24 protein-coding genes and 1 tRNA gene are annotated in these 25,912 nt (G+C 63.5%); 11 read left to right on the top strand and 14 right to left on the bottom strand.

Annotated elements, in window-relative coordinates; genetic code table 11:
* Positions 1-114: 114 nt before the first annotated feature.
* Positions 115-975: a FadR/GntR family transcriptional regulator gene (locus F757_RS0125865; protein WP_027213916.1), complete on the bottom strand. Its 861-nt coding sequence runs from the start codon at positions 973-975 to the stop codon at positions 115-117.
* Positions 976-1,218: 243 nt separating this feature from the next.
* Between F757_RS0125865 and F757_RS0125860 the strand changes: the two genes are divergently transcribed.
* From F757_RS0125860 to F757_RS0125825, 8 genes are all read left to right on the top strand, one after another.
* Positions 1,219-2,427, top strand: a complete 1,209-nt coding sequence (locus F757_RS0125860) for an ABC transporter substrate-binding protein (protein ID WP_027213915.1) — start codon at positions 1,219-1,221, stop codon at positions 2,425-2,427.
* Positions 2,428-2,581: 154 nt separating this feature from the next.
* Positions 2,582-3,442: a branched-chain amino acid ABC transporter permease gene (locus tag F757_RS0125855; RefSeq protein WP_027213914.1), complete on the top strand. Its 861-nt coding sequence runs from the start codon at positions 2,582-2,584 to the stop codon at positions 3,440-3,442.
* Complete coding sequence (locus F757_RS0125850; protein ID WP_027213913.1) at positions 3,439-4,536, top strand: branched-chain amino acid ABC transporter permease; 1,098 nt, start codon at positions 3,439-3,441, stop codon at positions 4,534-4,536. Before F757_RS0125855 ends, F757_RS0125850 begins: the two co-directional genes overlap by 4 nt.
* Positions 4,533-5,300, top strand: a complete 768-nt coding sequence (locus tag F757_RS0125845; protein ID WP_027213912.1) for an ABC transporter ATP-binding protein — start codon at positions 4,533-4,535, stop codon at positions 5,298-5,300. Before F757_RS0125850 ends, F757_RS0125845 begins: the two co-directional genes overlap by 4 nt.
* The gene (locus F757_RS0125840) at positions 5,297-5,998 is read left to right on the top strand and encodes an ABC transporter ATP-binding protein (RefSeq protein ID WP_027213911.1); all 702 of its coding nucleotides are present in this window, start codon (positions 5,297-5,299) and stop codon (positions 5,996-5,998) included. Before F757_RS0125845 ends, F757_RS0125840 begins: the two co-directional genes overlap by 4 nt.
* Before the next feature lie 32 nt (positions 5,999-6,030).
* Positions 6,031-7,329 carry a Zn-dependent hydrolase gene (locus tag F757_RS0125835; RefSeq protein ID WP_027213910.1) on the top strand — a complete coding sequence of 433 codons (1,299 nt, stop codon included), beginning with the start codon at positions 6,031-6,033 and terminating at the stop codon, positions 7,327-7,329.
* Complete coding sequence (locus F757_RS0125830) at positions 7,326-8,828, top strand: M81 family metallopeptidase (RefSeq protein WP_027213909.1); 1,503 nt, start codon at positions 7,326-7,328, stop codon at positions 8,826-8,828. The genes F757_RS0125835 and F757_RS0125830 overlap by 4 nt, the downstream gene beginning before the upstream one ends.
* Before the next feature lie 79 nt (positions 8,829-8,907).
* Positions 8,908-8,984 (top strand) — tRNA-Val (locus F757_RS0125825).
* A gap of 94 nt (positions 8,985-9,078) precedes the next feature.
* Here F757_RS0125825 and F757_RS0125820 read toward each other — a convergent pair.
* Both F757_RS0125820 and F757_RS0125815 read right to left on the bottom strand, forming a co-directional pair.
* A complete protein-coding gene (locus F757_RS0125820; protein WP_027213908.1) occupies positions 9,079-9,972 on the bottom strand; it encodes an amidohydrolase family protein in 894 nt (297 codons plus the stop codon).
* A gap of 2 nt (positions 9,973-9,974) precedes the next feature.
* Positions 9,975-11,288 carry an MFS transporter gene (locus tag F757_RS0125815; protein ID WP_027213907.1) on the bottom strand — a complete coding sequence of 438 codons (1,314 nt, stop codon included), beginning with the start codon at positions 11,286-11,288 and terminating at the stop codon, positions 9,975-9,977.
* Positions 11,289-11,455: 167 nt separating this feature from the next.
* Here F757_RS0125815 and F757_RS0125810 point away from each other — a divergent pair, with 167 nt between their 5' ends.
* Both F757_RS0125810 and F757_RS0125805 read left to right on the top strand, forming a co-directional pair.
* Entirely contained in the window at positions 11,456-12,199 is a 744-nt protein-coding gene (locus F757_RS0125810; protein ID WP_027213906.1) for a GntR family transcriptional regulator, read from the top strand.
* Positions 12,200-12,389: 190 nt separating this feature from the next.
* Entirely contained in the window at positions 12,390-13,700 is a 1,311-nt protein-coding gene (locus F757_RS0125805) for an MFS transporter (protein WP_027213905.1), read from the top strand.
* A 65-nt stretch (positions 13,701-13,765) separates the two neighbouring features.
* Here the strand turns inward: F757_RS0125805 and F757_RS36880 are convergent, their stop codons facing one another.
* From F757_RS36880 to F757_RS0125755, 9 genes are all read right to left on the bottom strand, one after another.
* Positions 13,766-13,900 (bottom strand): hypothetical protein, encoded by a 135-nt coding sequence (locus F757_RS36880; protein ID WP_006049077.1) that lies wholly within the window; start codon positions 13,898-13,900, stop codon positions 13,766-13,768.
* Positions 13,901-13,915: 15 nt separating this feature from the next.
* Entirely contained in the window at positions 13,916-14,971 is a 1,056-nt protein-coding gene (locus tag F757_RS0125795; protein ID WP_027213904.1) for a permease, read from the bottom strand.
* A gap of 25 nt (positions 14,972-14,996) precedes the next feature.
* Complete coding sequence (mnmH, locus tag F757_RS0125790; RefSeq protein ID WP_027213903.1) at positions 14,997-16,064, bottom strand: tRNA 2-selenouridine(34) synthase MnmH; 1,068 nt, start codon at positions 16,062-16,064, stop codon at positions 14,997-14,999.
* Positions 16,065-16,261: 197 nt separating this feature from the next.
* Positions 16,262-17,326, bottom strand: a complete 1,065-nt coding sequence (gene selD, locus F757_RS0125785) for a selenide, water dikinase SelD (protein WP_027213902.1) — start codon at positions 17,324-17,326, stop codon at positions 16,262-16,264.
* A 117-nt stretch (positions 17,327-17,443) separates the two neighbouring features.
* On the bottom strand, positions 17,444-18,445 hold the full coding sequence (locus tag F757_RS0125775) for a transketolase family protein (protein ID WP_027213901.1): 1,002 nt from the start codon (positions 18,443-18,445) through the stop codon (positions 17,444-17,446).
* Positions 18,442-19,305: a transketolase gene (locus tag F757_RS0125770; RefSeq protein ID WP_027213900.1), complete on the bottom strand. Its 864-nt coding sequence runs from the start codon at positions 19,303-19,305 to the stop codon at positions 18,442-18,444. The genes F757_RS0125775 and F757_RS0125770 overlap by 4 nt, the downstream gene beginning before the upstream one ends.
* 37 nt (positions 19,306-19,342) lie before the next feature.
* Positions 19,343-20,671 carry an MFS transporter gene (locus F757_RS0125765; RefSeq protein WP_027213899.1) on the bottom strand — a complete coding sequence of 443 codons (1,329 nt, stop codon included), beginning with the start codon at positions 20,669-20,671 and terminating at the stop codon, positions 19,343-19,345.
* A gap of 98 nt (positions 20,672-20,769) precedes the next feature.
* Entirely contained in the window at positions 20,770-21,519 is a 750-nt protein-coding gene (locus tag F757_RS0125760; RefSeq protein WP_027213898.1) for an SDR family NAD(P)-dependent oxidoreductase, read from the bottom strand.
* 209 nt (positions 21,520-21,728) lie between these two features.
* On the bottom strand, positions 21,729-22,625 hold the full coding sequence (locus F757_RS0125755) for a LysR substrate-binding domain-containing protein (protein ID WP_027213897.1): 897 nt from the start codon (positions 22,623-22,625) through the stop codon (positions 21,729-21,731).
* A gap of 264 nt (positions 22,626-22,889) precedes the next feature.
* Between F757_RS0125755 and F757_RS0125750 the strand changes: the two genes are divergently transcribed.
* On the top strand, positions 22,890-23,093 hold the full coding sequence (locus F757_RS0125750) for a hypothetical protein (protein WP_232221457.1): 204 nt from the start codon (positions 22,890-22,892) through the stop codon (positions 23,091-23,093).
* Between the two features lie 41 nt (positions 23,094-23,134).
* On the opposite strand, the gene F757_RS0125745 is transcribed toward F757_RS0125750, so the two are convergent.
* A complete protein-coding gene (locus F757_RS0125745; protein WP_027213895.1) occupies positions 23,135-24,964 on the bottom strand; it encodes an ABC transporter ATP-binding protein in 1,830 nt (609 codons plus the stop codon).
* 195 nt (positions 24,965-25,159) lie between these two features.
* Positions 25,160-25,741, bottom strand: coding sequence for a DUF3005 domain-containing protein (locus tag F757_RS0125740; protein WP_027213894.1), 582 nt, complete (start codon positions 25,739-25,741; stop codon positions 25,160-25,162).
* Between the last annotated feature and the right edge of the window lie 171 nt (positions 25,742-25,912).

The following is a 25,912-nucleotide window of genomic DNA, read 5'->3' as shown; positions in this document are numbered from 1 at the left end:
CCAACCCTCCAACCCTCCAACCCTCCAACCCTCCAACCCTCCAACCCTCCAACCCTCCAACCCTCCAACCCATCACCTCCCACGTCCGCACAGCCACTCACCCACTCCACCCCATCATTCCCCGCTGTCCACTCCATCGACATCGGAATCCGCAGCAGGGACACTCCGTGCTCGCACGCGCCGCCGGATCTCCGAATCCAGAATCAATCGCCCCCGCAGCTTCCCCTTCATCCGCTTCACGTATCGCGGCGCCTCCGTCATGTGCACCGTCATCAGCTCCCGCACCTTTTCAACATCGCGCTCGCGTGCCGCCTTCGTGATCGCCTTATGAATCTTGACGTTGGCCTGTCCGAAACGCTCATGCTCGGCCTGCGGCGTATCGTTACGGAACTCGATCAGTTGCCGGATCATCTCGTTGATCAACTCGCAGCTGAAGCGCAGAAACGGGTTAGGGTTCGCCGCCGCGAGGATGTCGTGGAAATTCACATCCTCCTGACGTTGCCGAACGATATCCTGGCCGCCGTGCGCCGGAGCCGGCCGATCGCAACACGCGATGCTCGCCTCGAGCGCCTCGAAATCCTGCTCCGTCAGGTACGGCACTGCGCCCGCCGCGAGTTCCGGCTCGAGCAGCTTGCGCACGGTGTAAATGTCGTCGATGGACACGTCCTTGAAGAACAGATAGTTCTGCAAAAGCTGCAACGTCCGATCCAGCGGCACCTCGACCACCATGCCGCCACCGCTCGGTCCGGTCGTTACCTTGATGAGCCCTTGCACCTCCAGCGACTTCAGCGCCTCGCGGATCGTACTTTTGCTCACGGAGAACAATTGCTGTAGCTCGACTTCGCGAGGCAGCCGATCCCCAGGCTTCAGATCCTTCTCGGTGATCAATCGCTTGATTTCCTCCGCGACCAGATCACCGCGCTTCTGCTGCTTGATTTCGATGGCGGCACCCGCTTTGGCTCGATCCAGGGCCATGTTTACGACTCCCATTTTCGTGTACTGCAATATCGGGGGCGCCGACGTTGACCGCCGTACATGCACAGTCGCCGCGTCGCCGCCAGGAATTTTGCCTTATTGACACTGGAATTTATTGTACCTACGATCCCTTCTAACATATCTATCATGATAAATAGAACAAAGCCGGAGTGGTGAATTCCTCGCGGCGGCCAGCAGGTTTTCGCAGTCGTTCAGTGCGTGTCTCTTCCAAGGAGCGTCATTTTGAATCGCCGAAATATGTTGAAGCTGGCCGCGCTGTCGGCCGTTCCGGGCACGCTGGGTTCGCTCGTTGCACGCAGTGCATTTGCGCAGGCGGGCAGCGTGCAATTCGCCTGTCCTGTGCCGATGTCGGGCGCATTCGCCGCCAACGGCAAGTACGCCGATCTCGGCATGAAGCTCGCCATCGAACAATATGGCAAGGTGCTTGGCGAGCCGCTCGCATATTCCGTGCTCGACACCGAGGGCAAGCCCGCGACGGCGGTGCGTCGCGTGCAGGAGATCGCGCAGCAGAAGAATGCGCGGTTCTTCGCCGGAGGTATTTTGTCGTCCGAAGCATTGGCGATGGGCAAGGAAGTGGAGAAAGCCGGCGGGGTTTTCATCACGACGGCGGGCGCGGACGAAATCACAGGGAAGGACTGTAACGACGCCACGTTCCGCTGGTCAGTACCCACCTATGGCGCGATCGAACAGACGGTGCGTCCGTTAAGCCAGATGCTGCCGAAGGCGAAGCGCTGGTACACCATCACACCGCAGTACGTGTTTGGCGATGGTCTGCTGTCTGCGGCAAAAGCGGTCTTCAAGGACAAGGGCATCGAGCATGTCGGCAACAGCTATCACTCGCTGAACGAAAAAGAGTTCAGCGGTTATCTGACGAATGCGGTTGCCGCCAAGCCGGACGTGCTGCTCATCCTGAACTTCGGCTCGCAATCGTCCGACACGCTTCGCCAGGCTGTCAGCTTCGGCATGAAGAACAATTGCACGATTTTGGTCGCCTGGGCGTCCGGCCTCGAGCAATTCGAGTCGCTGGGTGCCGACCTGTGCGACGGCGTCTACTTTGGCGCGCAGTATTGGCATGCGATCGATTCGCCCCTGAACCGCGATCTCGTCAAACGCACGCAAGCTGCGCTGAAGGTGAACCCCAATTACAGCCTCGCTGGCTCGTACATTTGTACGAAGATCCTGCTGGACGGCATCGTGAAGGCCGGTAACGTCGATCCGAAGAAAGTAGTCGCCGCGCTCGAGGGCATGAAATACGATGGTTTGACCGGTCCGGAAGAAGTCCGCAAGGGCGACCACCAGGTGCTGAAGAACTACTATCTGCTGAAGGGCAAGGCGAAAAACAAAATGAAAAACGCCGACGATTACGCAGATATCGTCAGTTCCGGACAATCGTTTCTGCCGCTCGACAAGACAGGTTGCAAGTTGGCCTGACGCGCCAAGCAAGGCAAGGCAAGCCAACCAAACGCAAACGCGCAACCAACACCAAACGCACCACAACCAGCGCCGCGGGGGGCTCGCAATGCCGCCGGCCTCCCGCCGCACGCATCAATGCACTCACGTTTCGCTTAACCATCAGACGGTGGCCATGAACGTATATCTACTGCAGATCGTCAACGGCATCGGCGTCGGGATGCTGTATTTCCTGCTCGCCGTCGGTTTGTCGATTGTGTTCGGCCTGCTGCGCTTCGTGAACTTCGCGCACGGTGCCTTCTATCTGCTCGGCGCGTACTTTTGCTATCAGGCGATGCAGTGGTCGATGAGCTTCTGGGCAGCGCTCGTCATCGTTCCCGTCGTAGTGGGCGCATTGGCATGGGTCGTCGAAAAGCTGGTTTTGCGGCATGTCTATGCGCAGCAGCATGAGTTTCATATTCTCGTGACGGTCGGCCTTGCTCTCGTCGTGCAGGAATGCGCGATTCTCGCCTGGGGCCCGCTGGGTGAAAACGTGCCTGTCCCCGACATGCTGAACGGCGTGGTGATCTGGGGCAGTTTCGTCTATCCGAAGTACCGCCTCTTTGTAATCGGCTTCACTGCGGTACTCGCCGCGTTGCTGTGGTGGGTGCTGGAAGGCACGCGTCTGGGCAGCGCGGTACGAGCGGGCAGTGAGTCGACGGAAATGGTGTCGCTGCTTGGTATCAACGTATTGCGCGTGTTCAGCCTCGTATTCGCGCTCGGTGCAGCCACCGCTGCGCTTGCCGGCGTGCTTGCCGCGCCGATTCGCGGAGTCGATCCCTTCATGGGCATCGAGGCGCTGGGTGTCGCGTTTGTCGTGGTGGTGGTAGGCGGCATGGGCAATTTCCTTGGCGCGCTGGTGGGCGGCCTCCTCGTGGGCATCGTGCAAAGCGTAATGAGCACGCTGTGGCCCGAGGGCGCGCGTCTGATGATTTACGTCGCGATGGCCGCTGTCCTGCTGTTGCGCCCTAACGGCTTACTCGGGAGAGCCGCGTGATCGACACTTCGAAATCCGCCGTCGCGAAGGCTGCTCCGCGCGCATCGGGGAACGCCCCGCGACTCGCGCTGCAGCGCTATCGCTTTCTGCTCCTCGCACTGCTGGTGGTTTGCATCCTGCCGTTGACGCTGCGCTCCGGTTCGCTCGCCACTGAAGTGCTGGTATTCGCGCTGGCCGCGCTAGGCTGCAACCTTCTGCTCGGCCATACGGGGCTGCTGTCTTTCGGGCAGGGCATCTTTTTCGGACTTGGCAGCTACAGCGCGGGCCTCGTGCTGACCAAAGCGGCGCTGCCGGTTCCCGTCGCGCTGCTGGCGGCAATCGCGCTTGGCGCGGCGGCCGCCGCGCTGGTCGGCTGGTTTTCGATCAGGCAGCGTGGCACCTATTTCGTTATGCTGACGCTAGCGTTTGGGCAACTGTTCTACTTCCTTGCCTACACGACGCCCGATGTGACTGGCGGCGACAATGGCCTGCTCGACATTCCACGTCCCGCGCTCGGGTTGTTCGGCAAGGAACTGATTGCGTTGACGTCCCCCTGGCAGTACTACGGATTCGTCGCGGTGCTGTTCCTCGTCGTGTTCTGGCTGATGATGCGCGTGTCGCATTCCGTATTCGGCCGCACGCTGCTTGCTATCCGTGACAACGAAGCGCGCGCCGCCGCCGTTGGCTACGACGTCAAGCGATTCAAGCTGATGGCCTTCGTGGTCTCCGGCGCGGTGACGGGTCTCGCCGGGGCGTTGCATGCGCTGATGACCGGTATTGCGCCGCTCTCCAACATCGACTACCACACGAGCGAAATGATCCTCGTGATGACGGTGATTGGCGGCACCGGCAATCTGTTCGCGTCCGTGCTCGGCGCTGCGTTTTATGTGCTGTTCGCCGACTGGCTGTCCACGTTATGGCCGCGCTGGCTGTTGCTGCTCGGCATCGTGTTGATGGCGGTCAGCCTCTACATGCAGCGCGGTTTGTGGGGGCTCGGCGAGCGGCTCTGGCAGGCGTTGCGCCGCGCGCCGGGAGACAACGCCCAGACAGCACAAACGGACCGGGCAGCCCGAGCAACCGATGCCGGCGACGACACCGCAAAGGAGCGCGTATGACCGAAGCCATTCTCAACGCGAGCGGCGTGGTGAAACGCTACGGCAAGTTCACGGCGCTCTCCGACGTCAACCTGCGCATCATGCCGCGCACCGTGCATTCGGTGATCGGGCCGAACGGCGCGGGCAAGACCACGCTCTTTCATGTGCTGACCGGCACTGTGCCGATCACGGCGGGCACGATTGTTTTCGACGGCCGGGACGTGACCCATGAGCCCGATCACAAGCGCGTGCGCGGCGGCATCGCGAGGTCGTTCCAGGTGACGAGCCTGTTCGCGAACCTGAGCGTACGCGAGAACTTGCGGCTCGCCGCGCAAGGTGTCGACGCCAGGCGTGCGCTCAATGCATGGACGCCGCCGCGCGGTGCACTGGCCCACGCGGATACCGTCGACGGCGTGCTCGAACGCCTTGCGTTGCAGCGCTTCAGCGAGGTCGCCGCGGGAGCGCTATCGCACGGTCAGCAGCGGCGGCTCGAAGTGGGTATGGCGCTCGCCGCGCGACCCAAGGCGATTTTTCTCGACGAGCCGACCTCCGGTATGGGCATCGACGATCTCGACGACATGAAGCAACTGATCCGCAGTTTGCGCGACGACTACACCGTCGTGCTGATCGAGCACAACATGGGCATCGTGATGGACATTTCCGACACGATCACCGTCATGCAGCAAGGCCGCGTGCTGGTGGAAGGCCGGCCCGACGAGATTCGCGGCGACGAGCGCGTGCGCAGCGCCTATCTCGGCAACATGATCACCGGAGGCCGCGCATGATTCTCGACGTGCAGGACATTCACGGCTTCTACGGTAAAAGTCACATACTGCAAGGCGTTTCGCTGCAGATCGGCGAGGGCGAGACCGTCACTCTGCTCGGTCGCAACGGCGCGGGCAAGTCCACTACGTTAAAGGCGATTGCCGGCATCGTCGCGCCGAAGAATGGCCGCGTGACATTCAACGGCACGACGATAAGCGGCCTGCAGCCGCACAGAATCGCTTCGCGCGGCGTGTGCTTCGTGCCGGAGCATCGCGGCATTTTCCGCTTGCTCAGCGTCGAAGAGAATCTGCGGCTCGGCGCGCGCAAGCACTCGCCCTGGCAGCTCGACGACATCTACCGTATTTTCCCGCGGCTCAAGGAACGGCGCACGAACGGAGGCGGACAGCTTTCGGGCGGCGAACAGCAGATGCTCGCCATTGGCCGCGCGCTGATGAATCATCCGCGTCTGTTGATGCTGGACGAGCCCGTAGAAGGTCTCGCGCCGGTGATCGTCGAAGAAATCGTCGCGCAACTGAAGCTGATTCGCGAGGCAGGCGTCGCGGTTCTGCTCGTCGAGCAGAACCTCGAAGTCTGCACGCAACTCGCGGATCGCCACTACATCATCGAACAGGGAGCGATCGTTTATTCGGGCGACAACGCATCGTTCGCCGCCGACCATTCGATCAAGGACCGCTATCTCGGCGTCGGCGTAGTCTGAGCCTGCGTCGACATCATTATGAGGAAGCATTGATGCAAGCTCATCACTCTCAACGCAGCGAGGCACATGCCCGTTTGCGCGTGGACGGCGACCGGCTCTGGAACAGCCTCATGCAACTCGCGCAGATCGGCGCGACGGACAAAGGCGGGGTGTGCCGGCTCGCGCTCACCGAACTGGATCGCCTTGCGCGTGACCGCTTCGTCGGGTGGGCGAAGGAGATCGGCTGCACCGTGCGGGTCGACGCGATCGGCAACATCTTCGCCCGCCGCGCGGGTTTGCGCGACGACCTGCCGCCTGTCATGACAGGCAGTCACATCGACACGCAACCCACCGGCGGCAAATTCGACGGCAACTACGGCGTGCTCGCCGGTCTGGAAGTACTGCGCACACTGAGCGATGCCAACGTGACCACGCTCGCACCGCTGGAAGTGGCGGTGTGGACTAACGAGGAAGGCTCGCGCTTCGTCCCGGTGATGATGGGCTCCGGCGTGTTCGCCGGCGCCTTCACGCTGGAACATGCGCTCGCTCAGTGCGACCGCGACGGCATCTCGGTACGCGATGCGTTGGCTGCTATCGGCTATGTCGGCGAAACCAGAGAACCGCATGCCGTTGCCGCGTATTTCGAGGCGCACATCGAGCAGGGCCCCGTGCTGGAGGCCCACGACAAGACCATCGGCATCGTGCAGGGCGCTCTCGGCCAGCGCTGGTACGACGTGACGGTGCAGGGCATGGAAGCGCATGCGGGGCCCACGCCGATGGCCTTGCGCCGCGATGCGCTGCTCGTTGCAGCGGACCTGATTCATGCGGTGAACCGCATCGCGCTCGATTATGCGCCGCATGGCCGTGGCACGGTCGGCTGGGTCGACGTGCATCCGAACTCGCGCAATGTGATACCGGGCCGCGTCAAGCTGAGCGTCGACCTGCGAGCCGCCGACGACGCGAGCCTCACCGCGATGGACGGCGCCCTGCGCGAGGCGTGCGAGGCCGCCGGCAAACAGCCGGGAATCGAGGTGGTGATCGAGCAAGTCGTGTACTTTCCGCCGCAACCGTTCGCGGCTGAGCTCGTCGCCGCCGTCAAGGAAGGCGCGGACATGCTGGGTCTTTCGTCGATGGACGCGATCAGCGGTGCGGGCCACGATGCGGTGTATCTCGCACGCGTGGCGCCCGCCGCGATGATTTTCGTGCCTTGCAAAGACGGCATCAGTCACAACGAGATCGAAGACGCCCGGGCGGACCATCTCGAAGCCGGCTGCAACGTACTGCTGCACGCAATGCTGAAGGCCGCGCAAAGCGTGCAAGCCGCGCCGGTGCCGGAGGGATCGAGCGTATGAAAATCCTGATTGCGCGCATGAACCACGAGACCAATACGTTCTCTCCGGTGGCGACGCCGTTGTCCGCTTTCGGCCAGAACGGCGCACACCCCGGCCCGAGTTTCGGCGACGACGCGTACCACGACAACAAGGGCATGCAGACGGCAATGGCCGCGTTTATCGATGCGGCTGAACGCGAGGGCGCGCAGATCGTGACGCCTGTGTCGGCTGCGGCGAATCCGAGCGGCCCCGTCGATGCTGCCGCATATGACGCGATCTGCGCCGCGATTCTTGCCGCCGCGCCCGGTTGCGATGCCGTGATGCTCGACCTGCACGGCGCGATGGTCGCGGAGAATTCGAACGACGGCGAAGGCGATCTGCTAGAGCGCGTGCGCGCCGCGTTGCCCGCGGCGCCGATTGCGGTTGCGTTGGATCTGCACGGCAACGTCACGCAAAAAATGATCGACAACGCGGACATCATCGTCAGCTTCAAGACGTATCCGCACGTCGATATGTATGAAACCGGCGCGCATGCCGCGCGTTTGCTGTTTGCGCAAATGCGTGGCGAGGCGCAGCCGGTGCTCGCGTGGTGCCAGCCGCCGCTGCTCACGCACACGTTGCGCAGCGCGACTGCCGAGGGCGCGATGAAGCGCGCGGTGGTCGCCGCCCGCGCCGCCGAGGCCGACGGCATGCTCGCAGTCTCGGTGCTGTCCGGTTTTTCGCTCGCGGATATCGAGGCGCCGTGCATCAGTGTGGTGGTGGTCGGCAACAAGGACCGCGCGCAAGCCGACGCGGTGGCCGAGCGCATTGCGCGGCAAATCTGGAACGAGCGCGAGGACTTCGTCTACCGCAGTGCGCCGCTCGCGGAGTCGGTTGCGCAAGCCGCCGCGCTCGCGAAAGGCGCCGACAAGCCCGTCTTGCTGCTCGATCACGGCGACAACTGCATGTCGGGCGGCACCTGCGACACCATGGACCTGCTCGAGGAAGCGCTTGCACAGAATCTCGACGGTATCGTCACTGGGCCGTTGTGCGATCCACAGGCGGTAGCCGCGTTGATGGCCGCGGGCGTTGGCAGCACAGTGACCATTACGATAGGCAACAAGGTGGAGAGCAGCAGCATTAAGCCGCGAGCTCCGCTTGCCATGACCGGCGTGGTGCGCGCGTTGACTGACGGCGAGTATGTGATCAGCGGCCCCACTTACACCGGACAACGCGCCCATATGGGCCGCGCCGCTGTGCTGGACACCGGCACAGTGAAACTGGTCGTGACGGAGCACACGCATGAACCGTGGGACCTCGGGGTGTTCGAAAGCGTCGGCATCGACCCGCGTCGCGCGCGCTTTCTGCTGCTCAAGTCGCGCATGTATTGCCGGCCGGTGTTCGAGCCTATTTCAGCAGGACTCGTGGAGTGCGACAGCCGCGGCGTGACGAGCTCCGATTATGGGCTCTTTGCTTTCAGGAACGTGAAGCGCCCGGTCTTTCCACTCGACGCTCACGCCGAATGGAATCCGGCGCACTGAACGACGCGCGCGCCTATCGCATCAATTCGCCGCGGCTCTTGTGCAGTTGAGCGAGACTCTCTATAATTCGCGCCTCTACAGGCTCGTAGCTCAGTTGGTTAGAGCACCACCTTGACATGGTGGGGGTCGTTGGTTCGAATCCAATCGAGCCTACCAACGCATCAGTGACGTAGACGAAAGCGGGCTTCGCTTTCGTCTACTATCCTGTCAAAGCAGTCGCTTCAGTTTCTTGCTTCCTGCCGAATCCAGCTCAAATCACGCGTTGTAATGTGGCGCCCGGCGTCGTTTGTGCATTGCGCGCGGCAGATTCAGCTTCGAATCCATAGAATTGCAACGCCGTCGTGCGAACAATCGCGTTCAGCTGGTTCGCGTCGAGGCCGGCATTCAGCAGCATGCACAAAGTCTCCCCATAGCTCGTCACCGTTTCGTATTGCGTGTGCGGCCAGTCGCTGCCCCACATCAAACGGTGCGTGCCAAAGTGCTCGATCAGTTGACTCGTTGCATCCGCAACGAAGCGCGAGCCCGGCGCCGTGCAGCGATACGCGCCCGACACCTTGACCCATACGCGGCCTGTCTTGCCATACGCGAGCAACGCCTTGAAGCCGCTATCCTGAGTGCCCAAAGCCGGGTCGGGACGGCCAAAATGGTCGACCACCACGCGCACGTCGCGCTCGAGCAGACAGTCGATCAGCGGTGCGAGATCGACGGCGTTTCTGTGCAGCTCGACATGCCAGCCGAGCCGCGCCACGCTGTCGAGCAACGCTGCCCATGACTTTGCGCCGAGGTTCGGCAGCGCCTGCTCCATCAGATTCAGGCGAATTCCCGTTATGCCAAGGCTGTGCATCTGCGCCAGTTCCTCTGCCGCGATGTCCGGCGCCACGACGGCGACGCCGCGCAGGCGTTCGGGCTGAGCGGACAAAGCCTGGAGCAGGTAGCGGTTGTCGGTGCCGAGAAAACTCGGCTGCACGAGCACCGCATGGGTCATTGCGTGTGCGTTCAGAAGCGCCAGATAGGTGTCGAGCGTTGCGTCGTACGCGGGCGCGTAGCGCCGCCCGTCGCTCAGGGGCAAGCCGCGCTCGAAAACGTGCGCGTGCGTGTCGACGCCACTGGGTGCAAACGGCAGTGAGGATGCAGATGCGTTCATGTTCAGCTACGCGGCGGATTCAGAGTGAGATGAGCGGTATCGGTGCCTTGCGTGCCGTCGGCGGACTGTTCCGGCGCCCCGCCACGCAGACGTTTGCCGCGCGTTTCCGGCAACATCAGCACGGCGAGCATGGCGAGCCCGTACGCGATGGCCGCGTCGATGCCGATGGCGGCGCCAAGCGACATCGAGTGGCTCATGTAGCCGACCAGCACGGGAAAACCTGCGGATGCAATCCGCCCAAAGTTGTAGCAGAAGCCAACGCCGGTGCCCCGCATATCGGCCGGATAAAGTTCGTTGAAAAGCGGGCCGAGACTCGCCGGAATGCCCGCGGCGAAAAGGCCGAGCGGAAAGCCGAGCACAAGCATCTGCGTATTCGTGAGCGGCAGCATCACATAGCCGAGCACGGTGACGATGCAGCAGAAAGCGAACAGCGCGATGTTGCGACGACGCCCGATGCGATCAAGCAGATAGGCGCTCAGCATGCAGCCGCACCAGAACGCGACGATCACGACCGCGAGGTAGCCGCCAGTATTCAACACCGACAGATGCCGCTCTTTCGCAAGGAACGTGGGAAGCCAAGTCATGATCGCGTAATAGCCGCCGTGAGCCCCGGTTCCGAGCACTGCACCGATGATCGTCGTGCGCAGCACGCGCGGCTGGAACACCTGCAGGATCTGAGCCGGAGCGGACACCTTCGCCTCCACGGCGGCCTCGGCCGACTCCGCGCGCACCGGCTCCTGCAAATTTCGCCGCACGAACAGCACGAGGCCGGCGGGCAGCAAGCCGACCGCGAACATCACACGCCAGGCGTGGTCCGCCGGCAGCCATGAAAACACCGCGGCATAGACCAGCACCGCAGCGCCCCAGCCAACCGCCCATGCGCTTTGCACCGCGCCCATTGCCTTGCCGCGATGCTCGTTGCGGATGGTCTCGGCCATCAGCACCGCGCCCGCAGCCCACTCGCCGCCAAAGCCGAATCCTTGCAGCGCCTTGAGCACCAGCAGTTGCGGGAAATTCTGTGCGAACGCGCAGAGGAACGTGAAGCCGGCGAACCACAGAATCGTCATCTGCAAAGTGCGCACGCGGCCGAAGCGGTCCGACAGCGCGCCCGCAATCCAGCCGCCGAGCGCCGATGAAATCAGCGTCACGCCGCTGATCGCGCCTGCCTGCGTGTGGTCGATGCCATAAGCCGCAATGATCGCCGGAATGGCGAGCGTGAACATCTGCACGTCGAGCGCATCGAGTCCCCATCCTGCGAAACAGCCCCAGAACGTGTTGCGCTCCACTGGCGTACTCGCTTTGTACCACCTGAACATGGCCATCTCCGTCCGTTATTCCCTGTTCGTATTCATGTATTCATATATATGACTGGATGAATTTTGCACCCGTTCGGCATGCCCGGTCATTGGGTAATAACCCTTGCTCCCCTCCAACCGATGCGATGCGGTACAGTAGTTACTCTTCTGAATAACTGTATGAATTCATGAATACGGCGTCTTTCGTGTCCCGCCCTGACGACCGGCTGCCCCGTTACCAGCAATTGCGCGACGATCTCGTCAGCCGTATTGCGGCTGGCGAGTGGGCGCCCGAAGAGGCTATCGCGACCGAGGCCGAACTCGGCCAGTTCTACAACGTCTCCACCGGCACCGTGCGCAAAGCGATCGATCTGCTGGTGAGCGACGGCGTGCTCACGCGAACGCAGGGCAAGGGCACGTTCGTACGACGGCCGCGCTTCGACTCGTCGCTGTTCCGCTTTTTTCGCTTCGTCTCGCGCGACGGCCAGCCGGTTCGCCCTACAGCGCGCGTGCTCAAGCGCGAGATCGTCAAACCGGCCGAAGAAATCCGCGACGCGCTGCGCATGAAGGCGTCGGAGAAAGCGATTCATCTGTCACGCGTGCGCATGATCGAAGGCCGAACCGTTCTCGCGGAGGAAATCTGGTTGCCGCGCTCGCGCTTCGAAGCACTCGCCAGCTTGCCGCTCGATCAGTTCGAAGACCTGCTGTATCCGCTGTATGAGCGCTTGTGCAAACAGATGGTTGCCTCGGCGACGGAAATTCTCCGCGTCGAACAGGCTACCGGCGAAACAGCCGCGCTGCTCGGCATCAAAACCGGCAGCCCGGTGATTCTGGTGCACCGCGTGGCCTCCGACTTCGCCGGCGCGCCATTCGAATGGCGCAGCACGCGCGGCGCGGCCGATACTTTTCAGTACCAGGTCGACATCCGCTGAAGGCCGCTTCGGCGCGCTTGCGCCGAGAGCGAGGCCGCCAGGGGCGCAGCCTACGCCCAATCAGGAACCCCCATGCACGTCTCGAACCCACGCTATGCGGGTATCACCCCATGGCGTTGTTTCGTGATTCATACAATCATATATATGACTGTATCAATTTTCGCCGTGGGACGCGGCAAGCGGAGAAAGCATGTCCAACGAACTCGCATTCGAGCAGCAGGTCATGAAGAAGATGGCGTGGCGGTTAATGCCGCTTCTCATCGTCATGTTCCTGATTTCGTTCATCGACCGGCAGAACGTCGGCTTCGCCAAACTTGAGATGGTGCACGCGCTCGGCATGACCGAAGCGTCTTACGGCCTGGGCGCGTCGCTGTTCTTTATCGGCTATCTGCTGTTCGAGGTGCCGAGCACGCTTGCGCTGCATCGCTTCGGCGCGCGGGCGTGGCTTGCGCGCATCATGATGACGTGGGGTGTCGTCACCGTGTTGATGGCGTTCGCCCGCTCGCTGCCCGTGTTCTATTCGTTCCGTTTTGCTTTGGGCGTTGCTGAAGCCGGGTTCTATCCGGGCGTCATCTACTACCTCACGCAATGGTTTCCGCAGAGCTATCGCACCAAGGTGCTGGGCTTTTTCACGCTCGGCAGTTCGCTCGCGAACATGCTTGGCTCGCTGATCGGCGGACTGTTGCTCACGCTCGGCGGAACGTGGGGCTTCGCCGGCTGGCAGTGGGTGTTCATCGCGACCGGTCTGCCCGCCGTGATCGTTGCGTTTGTTGCGCTCAGATATTTGCCGAATTCGGTGAGCGACGCGCCGTTCCTTTCGGCGCGCGAGAAGGACGTGGTGCTCGCCGCGCTCAAACGCGAGGCTTCCGATCAAGCAAAGGCCACGCATCCGTGGGCCGCGCTGCTCGATCCCAAGGTGTTGATGTTCGCGGCGACCTACATGCTGATGTCCACGTCGCTCTACGGCGTGACTTACTGGATGCCGACGCTGCTCAAGAGCGACGGCGTGTCGTCGTCGCTCAACGGCGTGCTCAACATGATTCCGTGGGCGCTCGCCACGTTGCTGCTGTTGTGGCTACCAGGCAAGCTCAAGCGCGAGCGTGTGGTGTTGAAGGCGATGAGTACGGTCGCAGGCATTGGCGTGGTGTGCTTCGCATCGAGCCTCGTGCTGCCCACGGCAACGCTGCGCTTTGCGGCGCTGTGCCTGGGCGGGGCGTGCATTCCCTTGCTGTACCCGTGCTTCTGGTCGCTGCCGCCGCGCTTCTTTTCGGGCGCGCGAGCCGCGGCGAGCGTCGCGGCCATCAATGCAATCGGCAATCTGGGCGGGTTCGCGGGACAGAACCTGATGCCTTACGTCGGCAAGACAGCACACAGCCAGATCGCGCCAATGCTGGTGCCGACCGCGTGTCTGCTCACATTGGGAATCGGCACCGGCATTGCCGCCTTGATTGGCGCACGCCGCCGCACGATGCTCGAATCAGCGGCGCTGCGCTCGAACTGACAGACGTTGCATGAGGAAGCGGCCGCGCCTGTGCACGGCCGCCGCAACCAGCGCCTGGCGTTGCGTCAAGGGCGCAGCAGGTCGAAGCTCGCCAGCACCAGAACGCCGGTCACGGCGATCAGCGCCACCGAGTGTTGACCGAAGTAGAGAAGCGCCGCCGCCGACCACGACGCGAGCGTGAACACCGCAAGCTTTTTCATCTGAACCTCACAACCTCAAAACCCCAGCGCCGCCGCAATGAGGCCGCTCACCACGCCGCAGATCACCACGGCCAACGCCACGACGCCAAGAACCCGCTTCGGGAACGAGCGGCCGAGCATTGCCACCGAAGGCACGCTGATCAGCGGCAGCGTCATCAGTAGCGCGCCGGCCGGGCCGGCGGCCATGCCGAAAGACAGCATGGCCTGAATGATGGGCACTTCGCCCGCCGTTGGAATCACGAACAGCGTGCCGGCGATGGACAACGCAACGATCCACAGCACGCTATTGTCGATATCCGGCCCGATGTGCGGAAAGAGCCACGCGCGCGCCGCGCCGAGAATCAGCACGAGCACGATGTATTCCGGCACGAGGCGCAGCGTCATGTTGCCGAGAATCTTGACCCAGCGCGTGAAGGCAGTGCCGGGCTCGTCGGCGGCGACGAGTTGCGCAATGGCTTCGCGCGACGCCTCGGCTTCCTTCGGAGTGACCATGCGGTTCACCAGATAGCCGAGCCCGAACACCATGACGAGGCCGAGCGCGAGCCGCAGGCCCATCCACTGCCAGCCAAGCACGAAGCCCATGAATACCAGCGTGGCCGGATTCAGCGCGGTATTGCCGAGCCAGAATGCGATAGCCGCGCCGGGGGCCGCCTGGCGCGCGCGCAGCCCGGCGACGACCGGCGCCGCGCAGCACGTGCACATCATGCCGGGCAGCGACATGAGGCCGCCTTTCACGACGCTGCAGAAGTCACTGCGGCCAAGCGCGCGCGCGACCCATTGCGGCGGAATCAGCGCCTGCACGGCCGAACCGAGCAGAAGACCCAGCACCATGGCCTGCCAGATTGCCTTGCCATAGGCGAGTGCATAGTCGATGGCGGCTTGCCACGACGCCCCAGGCGCGCTCGCAGAGGTGCCCATGAGAATGGACTTGCCGATGGAGTGTTGGCTCGCGGCAACGAACGCGCGGTTGTAGTACGGAAACCACTTCACATAGAAGAGTCCGACGACGGCGATCGCAAGGAACACGATCCAGCCGAGCGCGACGCGGGGCTGGCGAAGGGTTGGTTGCATGTTGTTCTTAAACGTTGATGTTGAGTCAGACGAGCGCGAACGAGTGCTTCTCGAGCTGTGCGACAAGCGCCCTGGCCTGATCGACGACGTCGGCGTCGTTCGGCCGGAACTGGATTCTCAGTGCTTGCGGCAAATGCACGAAATGCTGATGGCTGCTGCGCGCATATGCCGGGTCGTAGTGCTGTTCGATCAACTCTTGCGCGAGTTCGGCACGCCGGTTTTCGTCGACGAGCTTCTGCCAGCCGGCCACGCGCTCGCGGCTATGCAGGCCGATCAGGCGCTGCAATTGCGCTTTGAGCGACTCCGTATCGTCGAACAGATGCGCGTAGTCGTGAAGCAGGAAAGCGGAGCGGTCTTCACGGCTGGTCGTCACTTCCACGCAGGCGCCACGATGAAACGTGTCGAGCAGCGCGAGCGGCAGCGTGATTGCGCCGATGCGGCGGCTCTCCGCTTCCACGAACACCGGACGCGCCGGGTCGAAACCGCGCAGCGCGCTCGCGAGCAAGGTATCGAAGCCCTTTTGCGACGGCTGCGGCACACCCGCCCACGCGCCGAGGAGCGAGCCGCGATGCGCAGCGAGCGCTTCCAGATCGAGCGTCTGCGCGCCGGCTTCGTGAAGTGCCGCGAGTAGCCGCGTCTTGCCGCTGCCGGTCGGCCCGACCAGCGCGACATAGCGGAAGCGGGTGGGCAGCGTGGCGAGCGCCTCGACGGTGGCGCGCCGATAGGTCTTATAGCCGCCGTCCAGTTGCCGTGCCGGCCAGCCGATCATGTTGAACAACGTCGTGACCGAACCCGAGCGTTTGCCGCCGCGCCAGCAATATACGAGCGGCCGCCAGTTGCGCGGCCGGTCCGCAAAGGTGGTTTCCAGGTGCCGCGCAATGTTGCGCGCGACGAGCGCGGCGCCGACCTTGGTGGCCTCGAACGGCGAGACCTGCTTGTACATGGTGCCGACGATCACCCGTTCCTCGTTGCTCAGCACCGGCGCGTTCATTGCGCCTGGAATATGGTCCTCGGCGAACTCGAGAGGCGTGCGCACGTCGACGATTTCATCGAAATCACCGGCTTGGTCGAGGCTGACGAGGAGGTTTTTCAAGGGTGTACCGGAGCAGATAGAGCGCCAGAGCGACGGCCCACAAGCGAGGGCGCAAAAGCGGCGCGCGAAAGCGGATCAAAGGGGCGCCCGCGGGACGCCGAAAGACCGAAATTATCGCACGTGCCGCGTGCGGCAGCAGGCCGCTGCTTTCGAAAGCCTTTCGGGCGCGCCGGCCGCGGGCGCGCTTGCGTTACCCTTCAGACGACTTCGACACGGCCCGCGCCGGCAAGCATTTCGCCGATCACCCGGGCGTCGGCGAAACCGTCGGCGCGAAAGAGGGCGAGCACGTCATCCACGGCGTCGGGCGAGCAGGACACCAGCAGGCCGCCGGAGGTTTGCGGGTCCGTGAGCAGCGTGCGCGCATTGGCAGGCAACGTCGCCGGCAATGCAACGTCTTTGCCGTACGCGTCCCAGTTGCGCCCGGACGCTCCCGTGAACACGCCGGCCTCGACAAACTCGACCACACCCGGCAGCCACGGCAGATCGGCGTAGCGCACGCGCGCGGTCAAATTCGAGCCGCGCGCCAGTTCCAGCGTGTGGCCGAGCAGGCCGAAGCCGGTGATGTCGGTGAGCGCGTGTACGCCGTCGAGCGCGGCCAGTTGCGCGCCCGGCCGGTTCAGTTTGGTGGTCGCGCCGATCATGGCCGCGTAGCCGTTCGTGTCGAGCCGGTCTTTTTTCAGCGCCGCCGAGAGCACGCCGACGCCGAGCGGCTTGCCGAGAATCAGCACGTCGCCGGCTTTCGCGCCCGCGTTGCGCTTGACCCGCCGCGGATCGACCACGCCGATCGCGACCAGACCGTAGATGGGCTCCACGGAGTCGATCGAATGGCCGCCCGCGAGCGGAATACCGGCGTCCGCGCACACGGATTCGCCGCCTTTGAGCACCGCCGCGATCACGTCGTGCGGCAGCACATTGATCGGCATTCCGACGATGGCGAGCGCCATCAGCGGTTTGCCGCCCATTGCGTAGACGTCGGAGAGCGCATTGGTTGCGGCGATGCGGCCGAAGTCGAACGGGTCGTCGACGATCGGCATGAAGAAGTCGGTGGTCGCGACAATCGCCTGCTCGTCATTGAGCTTGTAGACGGCGGCGTCGTCGGCGGTATCGTTGCCGACCAGCAGGTCGGGAAAGAACGGCAGCGGCGCGCTGCGCCTGAGCAGGTCCGCGAGCAGACCGGGGGCGATCTTGCAGCCGCAGCCGCCGCCATGCGAGAGGCTGGTCAGGCGGGGCGAGGAACTGGCTGCTGCGTGAGTGTCGATCATATTGGCGCGTGTTTCTGGCTTCGAATGTTCGCATTATGAAGCCTGACGGCGTGGCGCGCTGCGATCCGCGCCGCGAGGCAGCGCGCCACGCCGGTCGTTTCATGCGACTGCCGTGAGTCAGGCGAGCCAGCCCTTGATCGCCGCGCACATCGCAGACGTTGAAATGCCGTAACGGTCATGCAATGTCGGCAACGCACCCGCGGCGAGGAACGCATCGGGCAGCGCGACCTGACGGAAGGGGCACGACACGCCTTGGCGCATCAGTTCTGCGGCGATCGCTTCGCCGAGGCCGCCAATCGTCGTATGGTTTTCCGCCACCACGATGAGCCGCCCGGAGCGCCTGGCCTCGCGCACGATGGTTTGCGTATCGAGCGGCTTGATGGTCGGCACGTGCAGCACGCCCACGCCGATGCGATCGCTCTCGAGCGCTTTCGCGACTTCCAGAGCGCGCATCGTCATGATGCCCGACGAGATCACGAGCACTTCGGCGCCGTCGCGCAGCATCTTCGCCTTGCCGAGCTCGAACGTGTAATCGTATTCGTCGAGCACCGCCGGCACGTTGCCGCGCAGCAGGCGTGCATAGACAGGGCCGTTGTGCGCGGCAATCGCGGGCACCATCTGCTCGATGTCGAGCGCGTCGCACGGATCGATGACGGTCATGTTGGGCATCGCGCGCATCAGGGCGAGATCTTCCGCGGCCTGGTGGCTCGGGCCATAACCGGTCGTCAGGCCCGGCAATGCACAGACAATCTTCACGTCAAGATTGTCTTCGGCAATGGCCTGGTGCATGAAGTCGTAGGCGCGACGCGTGGCGAACACGGCGTAGGTCGTGACGAACGGCTGTGCGCCTTCGTGCGCGAGGCCGGCTGCCGCCCCCATCAACAGTTGCTCGGCCATGCCCATCTGGTAGTAGCGCTCGGGAAATTCCTTCGCGAAGATATGCAGGTCCGTGTACTTGCCGAGGTCGGCCGTCATGCCGACCACATTGGTTTTCTGCCGGGCCAGTTCGACGAGGGCGTGACCGAACGGCGCCGGGCGCGTGAGCTGGCCTTCGCCCGCAATCGACGCGATCATCGCCGAGGTTTTCAGGCGCGTTTTGCTGAGGGTTGCGTTGCTCATGCCTGACTCCCGATCTCTTGCGACTTCGTGGTTTCCAGTGCTTCCAGCGCGAGTTGCCATTCGTGCGCGTCCACGCGAATAAAGTGATTCTTCTCGCGCTGCTCGAGAAACGGCACGCCGCAGCCCATACGCGTGTCGGCGACGATCATCCGCGGTTGCTGGCCAGGATGTTTGCGCGCCGCGTCGAATGCGGCGGCCACTGCGCGGATGTCGTTGCCGTCCACGCGTTGCGTGAACCAGCCGAATGCCTCGAGTTTTTCGACGAGCGGCTCGAACGCCATGATTTGCGTGGACGGTCCGTCCGCCTGCTGGTTGTTCACGTCGACCACGGCGATCAGGTTGTCCAGCTTCCAGTGGCTCGCGGACATGATGCCTTCCCAGATCGCGCCTTCGTCGAGTTCGCCGTCGGAAAAGAGCGTGTACACGAACGACTTCGAGCCCTTGCGCTTGAGGCCCAGACAGCGGCCTACCGCGATAGTCAGGCCGTGGCCGAGTGAGCCGCCCGACATTTCCATGCCTGGCGTATAGCTCGCCATGCCGGACATGGGCAGGCGGCTGTCGTCGCTGCCGTAGGTTTCCAGTTCTTCGGCGGGCAGAATGCCGGCTTCGAGCAGCGCCGCATACAGCGCGATCGCGTAATGTCCGTTCGAGAGCAGGAAGCGGTCGCGCTCTTCCCATTCGGAATCTTCGGGGCAATAACGCATTGCGCCGAAGTACGCGACGGCCAGCACGTCCGCGATGTCGAGCGCCTGTCCGATATAACCCTGACCTTGCACTTCGCCCATTAACAGCGCGTTTCTGCGGATTTGATAAGCATGCCCGGCAAGCACTGCCGTGGACGCATTGGATGGACTGTTCATTTGCTCTCCTGAATTCAGTCGAATAGTTCGGAAAAGGTCAGCGGTTCACGGATCTGGCGGGCACGAGGAATACGAGGCACGCGCCGAGCGTGACAGCCGTCGAGATGAAGATGAGTCCTGCGGTCGAGCGGCCCGTCAGGTCGTTGAGCCAGCCGACGATTGCCGGCGAGAAGAAACCGGCGAGATTGGCGAAGCAGTTCACCGCCGCGATACCGGCCGCGGCCGACATGCCGCCGAGCAGCGCTGTGGGCAACGACCAGAACTGCGACGATGAGGCGAGAATGCCGGCCGCCGCGATGCTCAGGCAGATAATCGAAGCGGGCACGCTGCCTAGCGTGGGCAGAACCGCAAAGCCTGCTGCGGCGACGAGCATCGGAATCGCGAGATGAAACCTGCGTTCGCGGCGACGGTCCGCGCTCATGCCGATCAGCGGCAGCGCGACGATGGCGCACAGATACGGAATCGCCGTGAACACGCCCACCCACAGCGGATCGGCGACACCCGATTTGCGGATGATGGTCGGCAGCCAGAAGGTCAGGCCGTATTGGCCCAGCACCACGCAGAAATAGATCGCAGCCATCAGCCACAAACGGCGGTCGCCGATGAACGAGCGGATCGACACATGTGCAGTGGTGTGCGCGTTGTCGCTGGCCACGTTGCGGGCAAGCAGACTCTTTTCCGACTCCGTGAGCCACTTCGCTTTCGCAATGCCGTCGTCGAGATAGAACAGAATCGCGACGCCCAGCACGAGCGAGGGCAGCGCTTCGAGCAGGAACAGCCACTTCCAGCCAGCCATGTTCATCGCGCCTTGCAGCGAATGCATGATCCAGCCCGACAGCGGACCGCCGAGTATGCCGGCAAGCGGAATCGCCATGAAAAAGAGCGACAGCGCCTTGGCTCTGCGCGTGGCAGGAAACCAGTAGGTCAGGTAGAGAATCACGCCCGGCGCGAAGCCCGCTTCGGCGACGCCGAGCAGAAAGCGCAGCGCATAAAACGCGGCAGGCGTCTTCACGAACACGAACGACGCGGAAATCACGGCCCATGTCAGCATGATTCGCGCGAGCCACTTGCGCGCGCCGACACGATGCAGGATCACGTTGCTCGGCACCTCGAACAGGAAGTAGCCGAGAAAGAAGATACCCGCGCCCATGCCGTAGACCGTTTCGCTAAAGCGCAGATCGTTGAGCATCTGCAGCTTTGCAAAGCCCACGTTCACACGGTCCAGATAGGCGCCGAGATAGCACAGCATCAGGAACGGAATCAGTCGGCGGCTGACTTTCGCGTATGTGCGCGACTCGAAGCTCGTCGCGCCGGCAGGCGCGTGCACCTCGCCGTCGATCGCCGAGGCGGTGTATTTCGATTTCATGTCTGTCTCCTTCCATGTGCCCCGGAGTTGGCCCCTCAGTTGGCCCCTCAGTTGGCCCCGGTGCCAGGAACATGGCCCGCCTACCGGCGGTGCTGTTGTCAATGAATGAGCATGCCGCCGTTTACGTCGAGCGTGATACCCGTCAGATACGTCGACAGGTCGCTCACGAGGAAGAGGCACGCGTTGGCGACATCCGCGGCTTCGCCCAGGCGGCCAAGCGGAATGCCCTTGATAATGTCGGCGCGCATGTCGGGCGTGAGCTTGTCGCCGGTGATGTCGGTCTGGATCAGGCCTGGCGTGATCGAGTTGACGCGCACGCGGTCCGGGCCGAACTCGCGGGCCATCGCGCGGGCGAGACCAAGCACGCCGGCTTTCGCCGCGCTGTAATGCGGGCCGCCGAAAATACCGCCGCCGCGTTGCGCCGACACCGACGACATGCACACGATGCTGCCGCTCTTCTGTTCCTTCATCGCCGGCAGCACCGCTTGCGACATGTACAGCGTGCCGCGCAGATTGACGTCGACGATCGCGTCGAAGCCCTCGGCGCTGATGTCGAGCGTGCGCACCGGCTGGGTGATGCCTGCGTTGTTGATAAGGCCGTCGATGCGGCCATAGCGTTCGAGCGTCGCGCTCGCGGCCTTCAGGCAGGCGGTTTTGTCGGTGACGTCGCAGGCAAGGCCGAGATGTCCCGCGCCGAGGTCGGCGGCAGCCGCTTTGGCGTCTTCCTCGCGCAGATCGAGTATGACGACCTTCGCGCCCTGTGCCGCCAGCGCTTTGGCCGTCGCCTTGCCGATTCCACGCGGCGAAGCAGCGCCCGTCACGATAACCACCTTGTTCTCGAGCAGCATCACGTGTCTCCTGAATGTTGATGTGATGGCGCAAGTGTCGGGCAGCCCGCGGCCTCCATCAACGCGGTACGGCTCAACTATGGTTGAGAAATTTTCAGGTGTTCGCTCGCGCTAGTGCGAGGCTTGCTGGGCGGACGTTTGCGGGCCGGCAGCCGGCACACGCAAGGGGCGGAATGATGGAATACCCTGGTGCGAGCCGGCCGTATTTTTCAGGCCGCGCGCTGCTGCTGGCCGATTTCCCGCTCGATCCATGCAATGAACCGCGCCACGCGCGGCAACTCCGCATTTTGCGGCGGATAAACCAGATGATGCGCGCCGACTTCGACCGCGTGCGAGTGATCGAACACCGGCACGAGCGCGCCTTCGCGGATGCGGACCGACGCGAGCATCAGGCTTTCCAGCGCGATGCCGAGACCGAGCGCCGCGGTTTCGAGCGACATGTACGAGCGGTCGAACGAGAAGTCGAAAGTCTTGTGCTTGGCGGAGACGCCGGTGCGCCCGAACCATTGCTTCCACTGCAGGAGCGGCGTTTCCGAATAGATGAGGCGATGCGCGAGCAGATCGTCCGGCGCGTTGACCGGGTGGTCGCGCAAGTAAGAGGGCGACGCGAGCGGCGCGATGAACTCGTTGCGCAGCGTGCGCACTTCCAGGTCGCGCCAGTTCGCGTATCCGTGCCGGATGTCGATGTCGTAATAGCCGCTCGTGAACGAGACGTCCTCGTACGAGCACGCGAGATTCAACTGAATGTCGCCGTTTGCTTCCTGAAACGATGCAAGCCGCGGCAACAGCCACATAAGCCCGAAACTCGGGCTCGAGTGCACGCGCAGAATCTGCACCTCGGTGCGGCTCGACGCGCGTTCGGTCGCCCGGCTCAGATCCGCCAGAGAACCTGTTACGTCCGACAGGTAGCGCTCGCCTGTCGGCGTCAAGACGAGGCCGCGGCCCGAGCGATAGAACAGCGCCTGGCCGATGACCGACTCCAGATTGCTGATCTGGTGACTCACCGCCGAAGCGGTCAGGCCGAGCTCCTCCGACGCGCGATTGACGCTCCCGGTACGGGCCACACTTTCGAAAGCGATGATGGCTTTGACGGGCGGGATGCGCATGTGAAGTCGTTTCGTGTTCGTTGTGAAGTGTTCCCGATGCTGTCCTCGGCCACCCAAGGGCAGTAGTGCGGTAAACCATGAAGCGGCTCGTGCGGTGCAGCAACGGCGCGAACCCAGTCGTGATTATCCGTCAATCGCGTGTGAATGCCCGGCCGGTACGCGCTTTGCTGTCATCTGTCCGGGGCGATGCGGGCGTCGGGACAGACGCGGATCGCTGGCGACAGGGCATGGAGGCGTGGCATGGGATGTGGCGCGAGGGGTGTCATGACGCTCAGGCAGGAAACGGACATTGCCGGCGAGGAAATGCTCAACATGCAGCACCTGGAAGCGAGTCCGGACGGCAGGTTCGTCGTGCTAGTGGAAACGGAGCGTTCCGAATGGGGCGTGCAGCAGCAAACCAGTTACCGGTTGCCTGCCGAACGCCTGATCGAGCTGATCAGAAAAGAGGGCGAACGGATGGACGGTTAGTGTTTTGCGCGGTGTGTTCCGCCCGGCTAATACCGAACGCTTCAGTTCACCGTATGCGCCGGCGCGCGCCGGCTGTGGCGCGCGAGCGTGTCGCGATAGATGCCCGGCACAAGCGCCAGTTGCGCGGGTGAGCCTTCCTGCACCACGCGGCCGCGATTGAGCACGATGATCCGGTCGAACGACTGCAACGTCGAAAGCCGATGCGCGATTGCAATCACCGTGCGGTTTTTCATGAGACGTTCGAGCGCAGCCTGTATGACGATCTCCGACGCGGTGTCGAGCGCCGAGGTCGCCTCGTCCAGCAGCAATATCGGCGAGTCCTTGAGTATGGCGCGCGCAATCGCGATGCGTTGCCGCTGTCCACCGGAGAGCTTGGTACCGCGGTCGCCGGCTATCGCATTGAGGCCCTCCGGCAATGCGGCGATGAAGTCCATGCAACTGGCGTCCTCGCATGCGCGCCGCACTTCGGCTTCGGTCGCATCGGGACGGCCGTAGCGGATGTTATCGAGTAGCGAGCGGTGCAACAGCGTGACGTCCTGCGGCACCACGGAAATCGCCGCCTGCAGACTTTCCAGCGTTACGTACGAGATGTCCTGCCCTGAAATGCGCACGCACCCATTGGCGGGCTCGTAAAAGTGCTGCAACAGCGCGAGCACCGTCGACTTTCCTGCGCCGGACGGGCCCACCAGGCCCACGCGCTCGCCTGCTTCGATATGCAGTGCCAGGTCGCTCAACACGCGCTTGCGACCCGGATAAGCAAACGAAACATTCTCGAAGTCGATTGTCGCCTCGCACACGACGAGCGGTATCGCCTTGGGCGGCTCGGGCATCGAATAGGGCATCAGCAGGGTTTGCGATGCTTCGGCGAGACGCGCCACGTGCTGCGTCAAATCGACGAACGCAACGGCGACATCGCGTGAGCCATGCAGAATCGCAAAGCCGAGCGAGCCTACAAGGACCACGTCGCCCGTGCTTGCCCGGCCTTGCGTCCAGAGCCAGAGAGTCCAGCCGAGCAGAACCGCCGAGAGCAACGCGGTGGCAAACGCATGCAGAATGCGTAGCTTCTCCAGATACAGCAGGCTGCGCTTGCGCGCGGCGGCCTCGGCATCCAGATGTCCGTCGAAGCGCCGCAATTCCGCGGGCACCGCGCTGAACGCGCGCACGAGGCCCATGTTGCCGATCACATCGACAAGCTCGCCGTCCACGGAAGCGGCCTGGCTCGCGAACGCTTCGTGCCGTGAGGTGCCTTTGCGCGCGAGCCAGAAAAGACACGCGCTCAGCAGCGCGGAGATCGCGACGAGCGCAATGCTCATCGGCAGGCTGACCGTTGCGACCATCACAATCGCGCCGATCACGGTGAGGGTGGGCGGCAACGCGGTCCACGCAACGGTGTTTTCGATCACGTACACGGCGTTTGCCGTCGCCGACACGCGGCTCGACAGCACGCCAGGTTGTTTGTCCGCGAAGAACGTCGGCGCGTGGCCCAGCAGATAGCCGAACATGTCCTGGCGGATGTCGCCTGTCACGCGCACGAAAGCGCGTGACGAGACCCAGCCGGCGACGCGCCACATGAGGTTGTCCGCGAAGATGAGAGCGACCAGCACGAAGAATGCGTACGCGACGGTTTGCGGATGAGCGCGTCCCTGAGGGAGCGCGTCGACCAGATTGCGAATCCCGTATTGCGAGGCAAGCGCGAAGCCGACTGCGGCGACCACGCTCGCCAGCACGATGACATGCGCCACCTTGCGGCGCGCGACATAGCGCCAGATGAGGCGCACCGGCCGGCCTGCATAGCGCGACAGGATGCGCGAATGCCGCCGCCCGCGTACGCGTCTCGCGCGCCCCCGATCGCCGTGCCCGACGCGTTTCATGATGCCCCTTTCGAACTTGCGCGCCGGCAGGCGACAGGCGTGCCTTGCATGTTGCAAGGTATTCCGTGTGACCGGCGAAGAGTCGGCGCAAGCGCCATGCCTCCCCTCGCGACGCTCGAGCCGTATGGACTGATTTGCCCTATGTGACCAGACATGCGCTTGGGGTGGCCGTTCGTCGCGGCATGTCTCCCGCGCTTACGTTTGCGTTTCGTCGTCTTCGGGTCGCGCGTCGAACTGAATCACGTGCTCGGCCAGCGAGCCGTTTCTTCGCTCTATGTACACGGTGCCGCGATACGTCACCTGCCAGCCGTCGCGGGCGGCAACGAGCGGCAGGTTGCCGCCCGCGCGGCTGTCGATGCCGCCAAGCCCCGTTGCAGGGGCGGGCACACTGTTCGCGAGCGTCGCGTTCGACGAGATCACGTTGTCGTGCCACGCCGACTCGTCTTTCCTCGCCTCGAGGTTTTTGCCGTCGGTGTCGACGGTGTTGTCCATCGACGCCGTGTTCGCCACATCCACGGAAACGGTGCGGCTTCTCGCCCGCTGCAGCGGGTCGGGCGAATCGGAGGTGAGCGCGTCCAGATCGACGGGCGGCAGATTGGCCGCGTTGTCCTTGCGCGCGCTCGGCTCCGCAGAGCCGGCGTTGCTCGAACTGCCGAATTCCTTCGCCTGCGTGTGCGCATCCGGAGAAGCCGTGCCGGCCGCGGGCGTGTGCGCCGGACTTTTTGCGGCCATTTCGTTCTGCTGTTTCTGGGTGGGGTTCTGTTCTGCGTTCTGCATTTTTGCTCCTGCCGTGAGGACTCGACGCCTGACGGCGTGCGTGGTTTTCCGCTAGCGCCGTTATAGCCGCTGCCGCTGTGCGATGTCCGCTCAAGAGCTTGTGCACTCATTCCGGGCCGGAAGGTGTGCAAAGCACGCGTAACTGCGCATAAGAAAGGCTTACGTGAAGCG

It is taken from the genome of Burkholderia sp. WSM2232, from assembly GCF_000472545.1.
Classification (GTDB): domain Bacteria; phylum Pseudomonadota; class Gammaproteobacteria; order Burkholderiales; family Burkholderiaceae; genus Paraburkholderia.
The sequence above is the reverse complement of the archived record's forward strand: the minus strand, read 5'-3'. Positions and strand labels throughout refer to the sequence as shown.